Annotated in this window: 12 protein-coding genes; all 12 read right to left on the bottom strand. The window is 49.6% G+C overall.

The window, feature by feature from the left end; translation table 11 throughout:
- Positions 1–30: 30 nt before the first annotated feature.
- On the bottom strand, positions 31–1,893 hold the full coding sequence (locus NSU16_RS03825) for a rhamnogalacturonan lyase (RefSeq protein ID WP_339192126.1): 1,863 nt from the start codon (positions 1,891–1,893) through the stop codon (positions 31–33).
- A gap of 121 nt (positions 1,894–2,014) precedes the next feature.
- Positions 2,015–2,644 carry a YesL family protein gene (locus NSU16_RS03820; protein WP_326192367.1) on the bottom strand — a complete coding sequence of 210 codons (630 nt, stop codon included), beginning with the start codon at positions 2,642–2,644 and terminating at the stop codon, positions 2,015–2,017.
- Positions 2,641–3,303 (bottom strand): YesU family protein, encoded by a 663-nt coding sequence (locus NSU16_RS03815; RefSeq protein WP_339192124.1) that lies wholly within the window; start codon positions 3,301–3,303, stop codon positions 2,641–2,643. Before NSU16_RS03815 ends, NSU16_RS03820 begins: the two co-directional genes overlap by 4 nt.
- Positions 3,296–3,994, bottom strand: coding sequence for a rhamnogalacturonan acetylesterase (locus NSU16_RS03810; RefSeq protein WP_339192122.1), 699 nt, complete (start codon positions 3,992–3,994; stop codon positions 3,296–3,298). The genes NSU16_RS03815 and NSU16_RS03810 overlap by 8 nt, the downstream gene beginning before the upstream one ends.
- Positions 3,995–4,007: 13 nt before the next feature.
- On the bottom strand, positions 4,008–6,293 hold the full coding sequence (locus tag NSU16_RS03805; RefSeq protein ID WP_339192120.1) for an AraC family transcriptional regulator: 2,286 nt from the start codon (positions 6,291–6,293) through the stop codon (positions 4,008–4,010).
- Between the two features lie 22 nt (positions 6,294–6,315).
- Entirely contained in the window at positions 6,316–7,350 is a 1,035-nt protein-coding gene (yesR, locus tag NSU16_RS03800; RefSeq protein ID WP_168747147.1) for a rhamnogalacturonyl hydrolase YesR, read from the bottom strand.
- A 15-nt stretch (positions 7,351–7,365) separates the two neighbouring features.
- Positions 7,366–8,256 (bottom strand): carbohydrate ABC transporter permease, encoded by an 891-nt coding sequence (locus NSU16_RS03795; RefSeq protein ID WP_339192117.1) that lies wholly within the window; start codon positions 8,254–8,256, stop codon positions 7,366–7,368.
- A 3-nt stretch (positions 8,257–8,259) separates the two neighbouring features.
- The gene (locus tag NSU16_RS03790) at positions 8,260–9,189 is read right to left on the bottom strand and encodes a sugar ABC transporter permease (protein ID WP_026014675.1); all 930 of its coding nucleotides are present in this window, start codon (positions 9,187–9,189) and stop codon (positions 8,260–8,262) included.
- Complete coding sequence (locus NSU16_RS03785; RefSeq protein ID WP_339192115.1) at positions 9,186–10,469, bottom strand: ABC transporter substrate-binding protein; 1,284 nt, start codon at positions 10,467–10,469, stop codon at positions 9,186–9,188. Before NSU16_RS03785 ends, NSU16_RS03790 begins: the two co-directional genes overlap by 4 nt.
- Before the next feature lie 103 nt (positions 10,470–10,572).
- Positions 10,573–11,688, bottom strand: a complete 1,116-nt coding sequence (locus tag NSU16_RS03780) for a response regulator transcription factor (protein ID WP_339192113.1) — start codon at positions 11,686–11,688, stop codon at positions 10,573–10,575.
- Positions 11,688–13,421, bottom strand: coding sequence for a sensor histidine kinase (locus tag NSU16_RS03775; RefSeq protein WP_326334458.1), 1,734 nt, complete (start codon positions 13,419–13,421; stop codon positions 11,688–11,690). The genes NSU16_RS03780 and NSU16_RS03775 overlap by 1 nt, the downstream gene beginning before the upstream one ends.
- Positions 13,418–14,047: a YesL family protein gene (locus NSU16_RS03770; RefSeq protein WP_268446556.1), complete on the bottom strand. Its 630-nt coding sequence runs from the start codon at positions 14,045–14,047 to the stop codon at positions 13,418–13,420. The genes NSU16_RS03775 and NSU16_RS03770 overlap by 4 nt, the downstream gene beginning before the upstream one ends.
- Positions 14,048–14,147: the final 100 nt, after the last annotated feature.

Genomic DNA, 14,147 nt, shown 5'->3' with positions numbered 1-14,147 from the left:
AGCGTGCGGCCCGTTCCTTCCCCCCTTCTGTTAAGGCGTATACATATTCGGTTTAGACTGTGCCGCCATGCCGTCTCCTAAAAAGAAGCTTGTATGCGGCGGCTGATTATACGCGACATTTTGCCAGGCGATGCCGAGCCGGTACACAGGGTCATGCATCAGCGTATACAGCCTGTGCTCGGTCGGGATGGTGGTGGTGTAGATGCGGAGCGCACTGCTGTCCTCGGTTCTCCACACAGCCTCCTCCCGCCAGTCACCGAGCAGATCAGCCTGAAGCGCCGGTGTTGCTTTTGTGCCGTTGTTGGCGGCCACGCCTGAAGCAGTCAGCATATTTTTCGATGCGCCGTTTTGATAATCCCACTTATCGATTCGGTTGCTGTCCAGCTGTTCCCGCAGCAGGTCACCGTCCCACCAGATGCCGAAATTGGTTGACGACGGTACACCGCTCCCGATTTTGGCGCCTTTTGATGTGTAAAGAGAACCGTTCGCCCAAACCTCCTGTCCCGAATAGCGCGGATCAATATCAGCGGCCATCCCCCGGCCTACATCCTTGCCGGCGTGAACACCCCAAATGATTTTCCCGGTTGCCGCATCACGGAAGGATAAGCCGTATTTTGCGTTTTTGTCCTCGTGAACTTGAAACACTTCAAGACCCGGCCGGCTCGGATCAAGATCTCCGGCATGCAGCGCGTCTCCGTGGCCTAAGCCTGTCGAGTACATGCCTTTGCCGTCATGGTCAACAGCCATTGAGCCGAAGATGATTTCATCCTTTCCGTCTCCGTCAACATCCGCAATGCTTAGATTGTGATTGCCCTGTCCGGCGAACGCTTGATTGCCCGACTGAGAGGAATCCAGCGTCCAGAGCTTTGACAGTTTTCCGTCTCTGAAGTTATACGCAACAAGCATGGTTTTGGCATAATAGCCTCTAGTCATAATCAGACTCGGCCGCTGCCCGTCGAGATACGCAATGCCCGCAAGAAAACGATCGACCCGGTTGCCGTAGCTGTCGCCCCAATCCGATACGTTCCCTCGTGCCGGTTCAAAGTTTGAAGTGACAAGCTCTTTCCCCGTTTCACCTTGAAAGACAGTCAGGTACTCAGGACCAGAAAGCACACGCCCCTGCTCATTTCTGTAATCGGCATTCGCATTTCCGATCACTTTTCCCGTGCCGTCTTTTGTTCCGTCAGCGGTCTTCATCGCCACTTCCGCTTTTCCGTCACCATCCAGGTCATACACCATAAACTGAGTGTAGTGTGCGCCTGCTCTGATGTTTTTGCCGAGACCGATTCGCCATAATCTTGTTCCGTCCAGCTTATACGCATCAATAAACACTTCACCCGTATAGCCGTCCTGTGAATTATCCTTTGAATTGGACGGGTCCCATTTGAGGATCAGCTCATACTGCCCATCGCCATCCACATCACCCGTACTGGCATCATTGGCACTGTAGGTATAGGCTTCGCCCTTTGGCGTCGTGCCGCCAGCCGGTTTATCAAGTGGAACGGAGTGATACGGCTGTGCCCATACAGAGGCTTTTTCAGAAGCTGCCTGCTCGGTACCGTTTACAACAGCCCGAATGGAATACGTTGAGCCCGCAGATCCGTTTTTATCGATATAATTCGTGGATTTGACAGGCGAAGCATTCAGCTTTTGTCCGTCTCTGTACACATTAAACGCCACGGATGCGTTTTCTGTCCCAAGAAACCGCCAGCTGACAAAAATGCCGCCTTCCGTCTTGACTGCCACAAGGCCCCGGTTCAGCGCTTCCATCTGCCGCGCCGCTCCTTCTGCTTTGCCAGGAAACACAGAAGCCCCCATCATCAATAACACCAACAGTGTGAGAGTGGTAAACATGCTTTTTCTTCGTCTAATCATCAGACAGCTCCTTATCATTTATCTGTAAGCGCTTACTTAAATTGGATTTTATGCGCTTAAGAAGCTGTCTTCAATGTCACTTTTTTGCATAAACGTTTTTGGTTGGCTGCACTTTTTTGCCGGTTTGTCATTTTTTTGTTTACCCGGCCTGATGACGGTGCTGGGCCTCTGTTTTTTGAAACCCTCTGTAAGCAAAAAACATCGACACGAGCCCAAATAAACTTGGGCCGTAAAATGGGATCAGACCCGGAAGCGTATACAGCAAGTAAAGCACAAATCCGCAGCCGATCAGCATGCAGCCGGTGGTCAGCGGCCGCATGGCGCCAAACAGCAGCGCTTGCGGAATATATTGGCGAAGCGGAAGCTCGTAATGCACATAAAGAGGGAACACATACATGAGCGCGACGGTGTACAAAAGCCCCGCCAAGAGTGTGCAGCTCGTCACAGTAAAGGACAGCCAATCCGCACTTGCCGAAAAATAATAATAATTGGCGGACAACATAAGCAAAAGAGCAATAAACGCAAGTCCAATTACATTAACCTTCAGAAACTCTTTTTTGTAGGTATCCAGAAATAACGCAAATACCGGGACATCTTTATGCCCCATCAGCCATTTCCGTATGACGGCACACATCGCGGCTGTGCTCGGCGCCCATCCGAAAAGAACGCCGCCCAAAAGTGTAAACAACAGCCACAGCCCGTTCAGCCACGCGATTTTTACAACCGCTTCACAGCCTGCATAAAGCGCATCCGTCACAGTCGTCTTCATCCTCTCACCGCTTGGTGAACAGACAAATCACGATAAGCGGCTTTCATCGGCGCCATTTGCCTCAGCCCGATTTTTCCTTTCGTTAACACAGGCCCGAATGTGCTTCCGTCATCCTGCCACTCCAGAATGGGCAGATCATTGATCGAAAAATGCACATATCCTTTATCCTTAATGAGCTTCATATGATACGGGGAAACAGCGTCGTCCGGAGAAGGCAGCGGATCAGCTCCCAGTGCAGCGAGGTGGAAACCGCGGCTTTTTCTTAAATTGCAGGTGCGAAACGCTCTTTCCTCCGGGTATTTTCTGCGGAAATACGACAGATGGAGCGCATTGATGTCTCCGGAATGGTATTCGGGGTACTTTCCTGTTCTTTTCTTGAGTCGCAAGTCAAATAAGTCCTCGCCTCCGATGCCGGCAGCCGCGAAAAACAGCATACACAGCCCCGGCTGTTCAATCGGGTAAAAATCCCACTTCACAATGATGCCGTCGGGAAATGTTTCCGGGCACCAATAAACAAAGTGCGCTTCGTCCTCTACATGTGACAGGTGCATACGCTGATCTTCGAATGAGACGTGCCCGCCTCCCTCCATCCGCCAGGCCTTCACATCGCTTGCTGAACGGAGCGGATTGCGGTACAGGCACGCGCCTTCTTTATACATGTTCTTTCCCCTCCCGGCTTACGAGATGATCCTTCAGCGGAAAGCCGATTTCTTCGATGCCCTCGGCAACGAGCTTCGCAACCTCCATGGCCCCTTCTTCTGAAAAATGCGTATTATCCTCAATGCCGTCTGGATAATTCGGATGTTCATCCGGCTGAAACCACATAAACAAACGCTTTGACTCCTCCGGGCCGTATGCTTCATAAAGCGCCTTCGTTTTTGTTAGCAAATCAATGACCGGCACATCAAGCTCCTTCGCTAACGCTCTCATCGCATCCGGATACTCACCAAGCGTGTGCTCAATCCTTCCGTTTTCATCAAAGCGGCGGCGCTGCACCGATGTAACGAACACAGGCTGCGCGCCTTTTTCACGCGCTGTGTCCGCAAACAAAGTGAGAAATTGCTGATACGTCGAGTACGGTTTCGTTCCCCGCGGTTTCTGGTCATTGTGGCCGAATTGGATAAACAAATAATCGCCTTGGGATATACGCTCAGCAATCGTCTGAAGCCTTCCTTCCTCAACAAATGTATTGGTGCTTGCTCCCCCTTTGGCGTGATTGCACACCTTCACCTGTTCAGTGAACAATTGACCGAAAACCTGCCCCCAGCCTGCCATCGGCGCTTCATGCGGCGGGCAGTCGCTTACAGTGGAATCCCCTGCTAAGAATACCTGAATCGTTTTTTCCATCACATGTCCTCTCCTTTCACGGCGTTTCCTGATACATTTGCCTGAAGACTCCCGGCGGCATGCCGACCTGCTTTTTAAAAATCCGGTTGAAATAATTGTGGCGATAGCCGACTTCTTCTGACACATCATGAATTTTTTTATTTGTATTGACCAGCAGTTCTTTTGCTTTTTCGATTCTGATGCGGGTCACATAATCAATAAAATTAACGCCCGTCACTTGCTTAAAGGCCTTGCTCAAGGTGTAAGAATTCATGCCCAGCGCATCCGCGCAGCTTTCAAGAGAAAGATCCGCCATATACTGCTCATGAATCATCGCAATCACACGTTCCGCCACCTGTTTTTGCTGTCTGTTTTTCCTGCCTTCAAGCTTGGCGAGGTACGGGGTGACAACCGCATCCATCAGCCAGGCAGCCGCTTGGACAGGCTCATGCAGCTCAGATATTTCGCGAAGCATATCCCTGTTGCCGAACAGCTCGCTCGGGTGAAGGCCGGAATGCAGAATATCCTCCTGGATGCGGGAAAACAGCTGTATCAGCGCAGAATGCACTTGTCTGTCGCTGACCGCCTTTTCAGCCATTTCAGCCATACATAAGCGAATCAGCTCCTCTGCTTCCGCTTTTCTTTCCAGCCGAATGGCCTGAACGATTTGTTTTTCAAGTTCAAAAGGATAGTAGGGTGCGGATGGCTCAGCCTGAAAAACATCATCCTGCAAATCGATGATCTGATGGCGATTGGCAAAACATCTGCGGGACTTGCCGCTTTTCACATCCTTAAACAAAGATGGGATATCCTTAATACGGGCCGATTGCCTGCTCATTGTCCCGGTCAGGCTTAGTCCCGTGACAGCACCAAATATGTGGGCCAGCTCTGAAAGATGCGCCTTCAGATCCGAGCCGCTCGTTTTCATCACAAGCACGGTGACGGAAAGGCGCCCAATATCAAGAATTAAAGGTTGAAAACGCCGGTTTGCCGCGAGCTCCTCATGTAAATTGGTCAGTGTAAACACAGCAAGCTGTTCATCGTCGGCATAGAACATGCTTTTATCACAGCGAAGCCCTGTCACCTGAAGATCAAGCACGTGAAATATGTTTTCCCCGATGTCCCATCCCGCATCCTCCATCCGCGATCTGAGGCTGTCCTCTGTGTCATAGTAAAAGTCACCCTGAAGCAGGTGCTGCAAAAAACTCTTTTTCATATGGGGCGTCTGCCGGAGCAGCTGCTCATGAAGCCTCCGGCTCTCAAGGGAAAGATCATTCCATCTCTTTTCAATCCACTTAAATTCGTCCTGACCTGACGCCTGCCATGCTTGTTTCTCTCCTCCCGTAAACAGTCCGAGCAGATGCTGAATCGGGCGATAGATTTTCCTCGAAGCGTACCACGTCATGCACACAGCCAAGCCGATACAAACGACAAGCATCACAATAATCACCTTTGATAAAAACACCATCGGCGCTGTGATAGCTGAAAGAGGCGCCGCAGAAACAAAGGTCCACTTCTGGTGCATTCGCTTCATTTCTCCATAGGAGACGGAATACACCGTGCCGTTCCAATCCATCTGAAAATGCCCTTTCTGGCGAGGCTGTTTTTTCACCTCATTCATTAAAGCATTTTCAAAATCCTTTTCTCCTCCATGGAAAAGCACCTCCCGCTTTTGATCAAGAAGTAGCGCGCTGCCTTCAGGGTAAGGAGACAAACTTTGCAGAAGCGCCTCCATTTCTTTCGGATCTACCGTCAGCATGATCGCGCCAAACGGTTTCTCAGCCGCACCCGGAATGAGCTGAATCAGCGCGGCGTCTTTTCCCGATCGGCTCCAATAAATACTCCGATCGGAGTCGAGAAGCGAGCGGTATTTGTGAAGCATATCCTGTTCTGTCAGTGCGCTGTATTCGGGGCTCAGCACAAGAGGCCGGGGGCTGTTCAGAAAGATAGAAGCCTGCTGAATCAGCGGCTGTTGATCCCGCAAAAGAAACAGCTTCTTCGTTATTTGATAGGAGAATGTAAAGTCTTTCTCCAAATCCTTCTCGGCCAATCCGTTCATCAGCGAGGAATCGTATGCCATTTGGGCAAGCGTCAACTCAAGCCCTTCCAGCTTCTCATCCATCCGGCTGACTTCACGCGCCACCTGTGTTTCATGCGACTTTTGCAGTTCTTTCTCCACCTTATCGATAGACAAAAAGTAGATGGCCCCGCCTGTCAGCAGTCCGGGAATACAGGCAATCAGCAAAATGAAAACAAAGTTTCTTTTGAAATACGTTCCCTTCCAGCGTGAAACCCGTTCTTTCTGTTGAGGCTGTTTTTTCATCCCTTTCCCCCTGCCGCCGTCTTTACTGATACACGCGTTTTTTCGTTCTCAGCACATCAGCGAGAAATGTGAGTGCAAGTCCCTGTCCCCAGCCTTGTATTCGTTTGTAAGGCACTTGTTTGTATCCTTCCGCATTTTTCATGACGGCTGTGCCCGCGGATACTTTGCTGACCCGACCGTCCTCTTCCACCGCATCCAAAATGGCGGCAAGTGATTTCTGCGCGTATTTTGTATAGAGCTTCCCGCTCGACAGCAAAGCAGAGGCAATGCCCGCCGATGCGGAAACCTCCAAATACGAATCCGGATCATCCAAAATGGTATGCCACAGCCCTGAATCGTCCTGCAGCCGGACAAGCGCGCTTAACTGGTCTCTGAGTGATCCGTCAATGATCATAAAAGAAGGATGCGTCACCTCGATGAGCGGGAGCGCTTTTGCCATCGTGAGCGCAGCCCAGCCATTCGCCCGTCCCCAATAAATCCCCGACAGGTGGTTTTGCGCTTTATTGTCCCAGGCATGGTAATACAGATTGGTCACGGGGTCCTGCAGCACGTCCTCATGTCCATGAAACTGGCGCAGGCCGTCCTCAAAGTAATCCTCCCGCTCCATCACACGGCCGATTCTCAGCATAAACAGCCCCGCCATCATCAGCGTATCCGCCCATGCCTGCTCAGGAAACACATAATCCGACGAGTTCACCGTATGCTGAAGAATACCTTCCCCAAAGCGGGGCGCGTGATGAAGCACATATTCCGCCATCTCGCCAGCCGTTTCCAAATAGACGTTATCTCCCGTCACCTGATGCAGAAACAAAAGCGTATGCCCGATCGATACACCGTTGATCGACAGCGGCGGCAGCCCATCCTCAAGCTGTTCATCCACCCACGTTTTTAACAGTTTGATATACTCCTCGTTTTCCGTCGCTTCATACGCCTCTGCCACGCCGTAAAACGCGACGCCGCCCGGCCAATCCCACGCAAAATCCATTTGAAATGTCCGTTTCACAATTCTGTCCATAACGGATGTGACCTTTTCTTCATCAAAGATAAGCTGTGCCATCTGCAACACTCCTTTTTATTTTAATCCGGTCGTACTGATGCCCTGAACGATATATTTTTGAAACAGAAAGAATACGAGAATCACAGGCAGTAAAGAGACGGCCGACATGGCAAACATCGCACCCCAGTTTGAAGCTGATTCCGTATCGAGGAAAAGCTTCAGCGCAAGAGAAACAGGATAAAGCTCCGGCTTATTCAAATAGAGCAGCGGCTGAATCAGCTCCTCCCACTTCCAATAGAAAGAAAAAATCGCAGACGTTGCAAGCGCCGGTGCAATGAGCGGCAGAATGATCCGCCAAAAACAGGCAAAGCGCCCGCACCCGTCGATTCTCGCTGCTTCATCCAGCTCCTCAGGGATCGTTCGGATAAACTGGATCATCAGAAAGATAAAAAACGCATGCCCGAAAAATTGCGGAACGACAATCGGTTTAAAAGAATTCAGCCAGTCTAATTTCGCAAACATAATGTACTGCGGAATCATCAGCACTTCATGCGGCAGCATTAACGTCCCCATCATGCAGGCGAACCAAAATGCTTTTCCTTTAAACGGGATGCGCGCGAAGCCGTAGGCAATGACAGCCGATGACAGAACGGCGCCGATTGTAGACAGCCCGACAATGATCGCCGAGTTTTTAATAAAGGTCAAAAACGGCTGATCCGCAATGCCCTTCCACCCTTCAGCATAGTTGCTGAGAATAAAAGGATCTGGAATGAGAGAATGAGAGGTTGTGAAAATACTGGAGCTTTCTTTAAAAGAACTGACAAACAGCCAAATGACGGGATACAGCAATAACACCGCCAGTGACGCCGTAAGAACATGGAACAGAATGCGTTTTGGCCTGATGCGCCCGGCTTTTTTCCCTTCAAACACCGGGGCTTGCCTGACAGGCTGGTTGACCGGCTCCATCCGTTATTCCTCCTTTGATTCGTAGTGAACCCAATATGATGATGTTTTAAATAAAATCAGTGTAATCAGCCCGACAATAATCAGCATGATCCACGCCATCGCCGAGGCGTAGCCCATTTGAAAATAGTTAAACGCCCGCTGGAACAAATAGAGTGAATACAATAGCGTTCCGTCAAGCGGCCCGCCCTCGCCTTTTGAGATGATATAGGCTGGGGTAAAGGTCATAAAAGCAGAAATCGTCTGCATGACCAGGTTAAAGAAAATAATCGGCGTCAGCATCGGCAGCGTGATCTTAAAGAAGCGCTGCACGCGGGTTGCGCCGTCCACGCTGGCCGCCTCCAAGTATGATGCCGGAATGTTTTTCAGCCCGGCCAGAAAAATCAGCATGGATGACCCGAACTGCCAGACGGACAAGAGAATCAGCGTCCATAACGCGCTTGTCGGGTCCTGGTACCAGAGAATTTTTTGATCGATCCCGACAAAAAACAGCAGCGCATTGATGACCCCGTCATTGCCGAAAATATTGCGCCACATAATGGCAACAGCCACACTTCCGCCGATGATCGAAGGCAGATAAAACAGCGTCCTGTAGATGGCTGTTCCCTTTGCCGCGTTGTTTAAAATGACGGCAATAAAAAGCGCGAAGCCGAGGCGGAGCGGAACCCCGGCAAGTACGTACGTGAAAGTGACCTTCAGCGACTGCCAATACTTTTCGTCACCCGTAAACATTTCCTTATAGTTATCGAGCCCGATCCACTTCGGCGCCGTAAACAAGTCGTAGCTTGTAAAGGACAGAAACAGAGACGCGCCCATTGGAATCACCGTAAAACAGAAGAAGCCGATAATAAACGGAGAAATAAAAGCATATCCCGCCAGATTGTCTTTTCTCTTACTCCGGCTTATTTTCATTCTGTCAGCCCCATTTCCCGTCAATTATTCCTCTCTAATATGTCATTGGCCTGCTTCCGGAACGTTTTGGCGGCTTTTTCCGGCAATACCTTCTGATACAGAATCTGATCAGACGTATCCTTCAGCAGCTTAATAACCTCAGCGCTTCCCACTGGCTCCGGCGGATCGGCTTTGCTGATGTTTTTCGACGCGGCTTCCACATATTCCACAATGTTGGCCTCTTCCTCATTCAGCTCCGGTTTTATCGCATCTGCCACCTTGTCGGATACCGGAACGCCCCGCTCGCCTTTAATCAGCTGGTTCGCTTCTTTATTATTCACGAAGAAATCTATGAACTTCGCGGCCTCTTTTTTATGCTCAGAGCTTTTCGGAATGGAAAACAGCATACTCGGCTTCAGCGTCAGTGCCTTTTCCTTCATTTGTTCAGGCGGCAGATAGAGAGACAGCGGTGAGTCTGTCAGCCGGGCAAAGCCCAAATATTGATTGGAGTAGTTCCATGTAATGGCTGATTTGCCTTTGACAATAAAGTCATCTTCCATCCCTTTAATTTGGGCGCTTTCGTCCGGCGTTGGCGATGTTTTTGCTTTGACCAGCCTCAGCTGCCGCTCAAAATAGTCGACAAACAGCTTGTCATCCTGATACGCAAGGCCCGTGCCGTCCTCTTTATAAAAACGCTCACCCTGCGTGCGCAAATAATACGGGAAGAAAATATCAGGCGGATGCATTCCGTTAGATCCGTATACGCCGGCTTTTTCCTGCAGCTCATACGCCAGCTTCTCATAATCCTTCCACGTCCAGTTTTCCTGATGAATTGAAACACCGGCTTTCTTCAGCAGATCATCATTCGCAATCACTGAAAGCACGTTAACCCCAAGTGTAAATCCGTAAAGCTTTCCGTCAATCTTTCCGCCGGAAAGCATATTCTCATCGATTGAACTGACGTCAATTGTTCCGTCCTTCATATATGGCGTTAAATCCTCAAGCTGATTTTTCTTTCCGTATTGCGCTAAATATGCCGTATCCATTTGAATGACATCAGGCAGCTGGCCCGCGGCAGACATTGGCGCAAGCTTCTTCCAATAGTCATCCCAGTTCGCAAATTCCGCTTCAATATGGACGTGCGGATTCTTTTTCTCATATAATTCAATGACCTTTGTTGTATAGTCATGCCGCGGCTGTCCGCCCCACCATGCGATTCTGAGCGTCATGTCCTCTTTTTTCCCTGACGCCTCTTCACCCGCAGAACATCCGCTGAAGAAAAAGACGCATACAAGTGACAGCAGCACGTAATAAACCTTCTTCAAATCAATCCCCCCTTTAATGTAAGTGCTTACATTTTATTTTAAAGGGTTGTGACGGGGCGAAACACTCAAAAAACAGTGGCGAAAGTTAAAAAAACAGAGATGGCTATCCTGCGGAAGCGCCTCCCTGTTTTCTTCTGAATTCTGACGGTGTCAGACCGGTATATTTTTTAAAGACAAGACTGAAATACTTCGGATTATCACCGAACCCGATTTCTTCCGCGATTTCTGATACACTCACATCCCGCCTCAGCTTCATCTGCTTCATCGCATGCTCAAGACGCACCCGTGTAACATATTGAGAAAACTTTTCCCCTGTCTCCTGCTTAAAGATTTTCCCCAGATAATCAGGGTTCATAAACAGCATATCTTTTGCTGCCCATTTCAGAGAGAGATTCGGATTGCCGAGCTCGTCGGCGACAAGCCTGGTGATTTTAGAAATCAATTCACTCCGCTTTTGGTCACCGGCCGTTTCAGTTGCTTCGCGGAACAGCTGTCCTGCGTCACGCAGCTCCCCCGTCCGGCTGATGATTACCCGGCAGCCTGCCAAGCCGTCTTCCGCCTTGTTTTCCAGATCGGGCGTGCCCTCCTCCACGGCAAACACCGCACGTCCTCCGCTGCAGCAAAAAGCTGTCAGCGCGGAACCAAACGCCTCTCTGGCGGCAGAATCTCCAGGCTGAGTATTCTCTGCGATGATAAGGCGAATCATCTTTCCTGCAAGCGAAGGCGGCGGAGACAGTTGGGTGACACCGGCGATCAAACCTTCCAGGTATTGATCAGCCGCAAAGGAACGGATATGATTCAGCTCATGTTTCAGGTGGGCGGCTTTCTTCTTCCGCACATCATGCTGCTTCAGCTCGGCGATGATCTCCTCTAATGAACGGATAATCTGCTGTTCATTGCAGGGCTTCAGCAAATAATGCCTTACCCCGTATTTCATCGCTTCCTTCGCGTACTCAAACTCCCCAAAACCAGACAGGACGATAAATTGCACAGACGGGCAGACGGCTGACACCTTTTTGATCAGCTCAAGCCCGTCCATACCGGGCATTTTTACATCAGTGATAACGATATGCGGCTGCTTGTTTATAATCTTCTCATACGCTTCAATTCCGTTCTGCGCTTTGCCGACTAAAGAAGCGCCAAGCGTCTCCCACTCAATGATCCCTGCCATTCCGTCAAGAATGATCCTCTCATCATCAGCAAGCAGTATTTTGTACATCACACCACCTCATTTCGGCACGGTATAGTCAGCAAAATCGCCGTTCCCTTCCCTTTCTCACTTTGAATGCGTAAGCCATACGGCTCCCCGAACATCAGTCGGATGCGTTCATGAATATTCCAGAGCCCGATCCCTCTTCCGCCCGTTTTTTCAAGAATACGTTCGTTCATGCCAGGCCCGTTATCTTCGACAGTAATACAGACGCAGTCCTCCGTTTTTTTCGCTTGAATGCGGATGGCGCATGGCCGAGTAAAAGGCTCAAGCGCGTACTGAATCGCATTCTCCGCCAGCGGCTGGAGTGTCAGCTTCGGAATTCGGCAATGCTTTACCTCTTCGGCGATGTCCAGTGTGAAGTTCAAGCGCTCTTCAAACCGGAACCGCTGAATCGTCATATAGTGAAGCACAATATCCGCCTCCTCCTGAAGGGTCACTGTATCATCTTTGATATGAATGCTGTTTCGCAGGAGAAAACCGAGCGACTCTACCATTTGAGAAATTTGCTTCTGCTGATTCGCTTTCGCCAGCCAATTGATGGACTCAAGCGTGTTATACAAAAAATGCGGGTTAATCTGGGCTTGCAGCGCCTTCAATTCTGTTTCTTTAATAATAAGCTGCTTTTCCACATTTTCTTCCATCAGCTCATTGATCCGCTTCATCATTACAGTAAAATGACGGTTCAGCGTTCCCGCCTCATCCTGTGTGTGTTCCGGCAGTGACAGCGACACGCCCGCCTCAATCCCGCCGTGCTGCACCGATTTCATTGCGGATACAAGCTGCTCGATCGGCTCTGTGATGCTGTTGGCAATCTTCCGCCCGAAAAGCAAAACCACACTAAAAAACAAAAGAAAGCACGTACCGATCACCGTTTTCATAAAGGAAATTTTCGCGAACATCTGATCAAAGGGGATGACATTGTAGTAGCTCCAGTTTTGATAGGATGATTGAAGGAAAGAAATAAAATAACGTTTGCCATTCTTTTTTACCAAGTCATAACCAGGATGCCGCAGCGTCTGCTTTGTCATCTCAGGCGTAAGCACCGATGCACGGGCCGAATATACCAGATTGCCGTCCTTGTCTGCGATCATCATATCTCCGACCGAATCGCCCCAATCCTTCGGCAAATCACGAATCATCTGTTTCACATTCACTTGAATCAGCACCATGCCCAAGCCATTTAAACTCAGCTGATGAAACGATCTGATTTGCCGCGCTGAAATCAGGACAGGATCTGAACTGCCTAGGGTCATCCAAAGATTTCTGCCTTTTTGCGCTTTCGCCCGTTCAAATACCTCTTCCTGCTGCTGCTTCATAAGGTCCGATGAACTGCTTCCGGCGGAATACTCTGAGCCGCGGGCATCAATCAAATGAATCGAATCAATGTACTTTTCATCGCCGGCATATTGCGCAAGCTGATCCCACAGCTCCTGCTTCATTTGATACTGGTCATACGTATCATCACGGTTTTGCATGCTGAGAATGCGCTGAATGTGTTCATCGGTAATGATTTCATACGATACATCTTCAATTTTCTTCAGCTCGTCTTCAATCCGTTCAGAAGACATCCGCAGCACCTCCGAGGATTTGCGGTAAATCTGTTCATCATAGACATGAAAAGCGTACTGCACCCCGCTGTACACAAACAAAAAGGACACGGCCATAATCAATGACAGAAACACAAACAGCTTATCCTTAATCTTCATCCGCCTGTACCAGCCCGCGACTCTTCCTTTCATGCCGCCTTTTCTTTCTCCTGACGCTGATCTATTGACATAAATGCTTTAAAGGACAGCTTCGTTAACAACAAGCTCAGCGCGCTGCCGCTGAAAAACAGCAAAAACGTCACATGAAACAGCACAAGAAACAACATTCCGACCGCACCCGCTGCCATCATCAGCGTCACCAATGGCCGGCTGAAGGCAATCAAAAAGCTGATGCTCAGCACCTGTCTGAGCTTTACGTCAAAATGAGAAAAGACCGGAAACACATATAACAGCACAAACGCGAAAATCAAACCGATGCTCATAAACACATTCACCAGCACAGGCTGATTCATCTGAGCGGCAATCCGTATATCCGCAAACAAAAACAAGCCGGCCGTCACCAGAATGAGCCCCAACAGCTGAGCTGCCCCCCACTCCTTCTTAAACGTCCGGATAAAGACAGAAAACACCGGGACATCCGTGTTCCCCTTCGCCCACTCTCTCGCCACCGAAAACATCGCGGCCGTAGCAGGCATCAACCCAAACACAACGAGCCCGGCAAGAGAAAACAAGATCCACAGCACATTGACATAAGCCAGTCTCATTACCCATGTACAAAAACGATTCAGCCCATTTGTCAGGCTATGTATCATCAACATCACCTTCCTACTACAGAAAACGCTTTCATTGTAAAGTAATATGTATTTCTCCACTCGAAAGAAAATTCCTGCCGCCCCGTAAAAAATTCGACATCATTTG

This window comes from Bacillus sp. FSL K6-1003 (genome assembly GCF_037964945.1).
Classification (GTDB): domain Bacteria; phylum Bacillota; class Bacilli; order Bacillales; family Bacillaceae; genus Bacillus; species Bacillus mojavensis.
This window is presented reverse-complemented; position numbering and strand designations above follow the sequence as displayed.

Bases quoted from the DNA above. Each gene is read 5' to 3' on its own strand.
- NSU16_RS03825 (WP_339192126.1), bottom strand. From the start codon at position 1,893: ATGATAAGGAGCTGTCTGATGATTAGACGAAGAAAAAGCATGTTTACC.
- NSU16_RS03820 (WP_326192367.1), bottom strand. From the start codon at position 2,644: ATGAAGACGACTGTGACGGATGCGCTTTATGCAGGCTGTGAAGCGGTT.
- NSU16_RS03815 (WP_339192124.1), bottom strand. From the start codon at position 3,303: ATGTATAAAGAAGGCGCGTGCCTGTACCGCAATCCGCTCCGTTCAGCA.
- NSU16_RS03805 (WP_339192120.1), bottom strand. From the start codon at position 6,293: ATGAAAAAACAGCCTCAACAGAAAGAACGGGTTTCACGCTGGAAGGGA.
- yesR (WP_168747147.1), bottom strand. From the start codon at position 7,350: ATGGCACAGCTTATCTTTGATGAAGAAAAGGTCACATCCGTTATGGAC.
- NSU16_RS03795 (WP_339192117.1), bottom strand. From the start codon at position 8,256: ATGGAGCCGGTCAACCAGCCTGTCAGGCAAGCCCCGGTGTTTGAAGGG.
- NSU16_RS03780 (WP_339192113.1), bottom strand. From the start codon at position 11,688: ATGTACAAAATACTGCTTGCTGATGATGAGAGGATCATTCTTGACGGA.
- NSU16_RS03775 (WP_326334458.1), bottom strand. From the start codon at position 13,421: ATGAAAGGAAGAGTCGCGGGCTGGTACAGGCGGATGAAGATTAAGGAT.
- NSU16_RS03770 (WP_268446556.1), bottom strand. From the start codon at position 14,047: ATGTTGATGATACATAGCCTGACAAATGGGCTGAATCGTTTTTGTACA.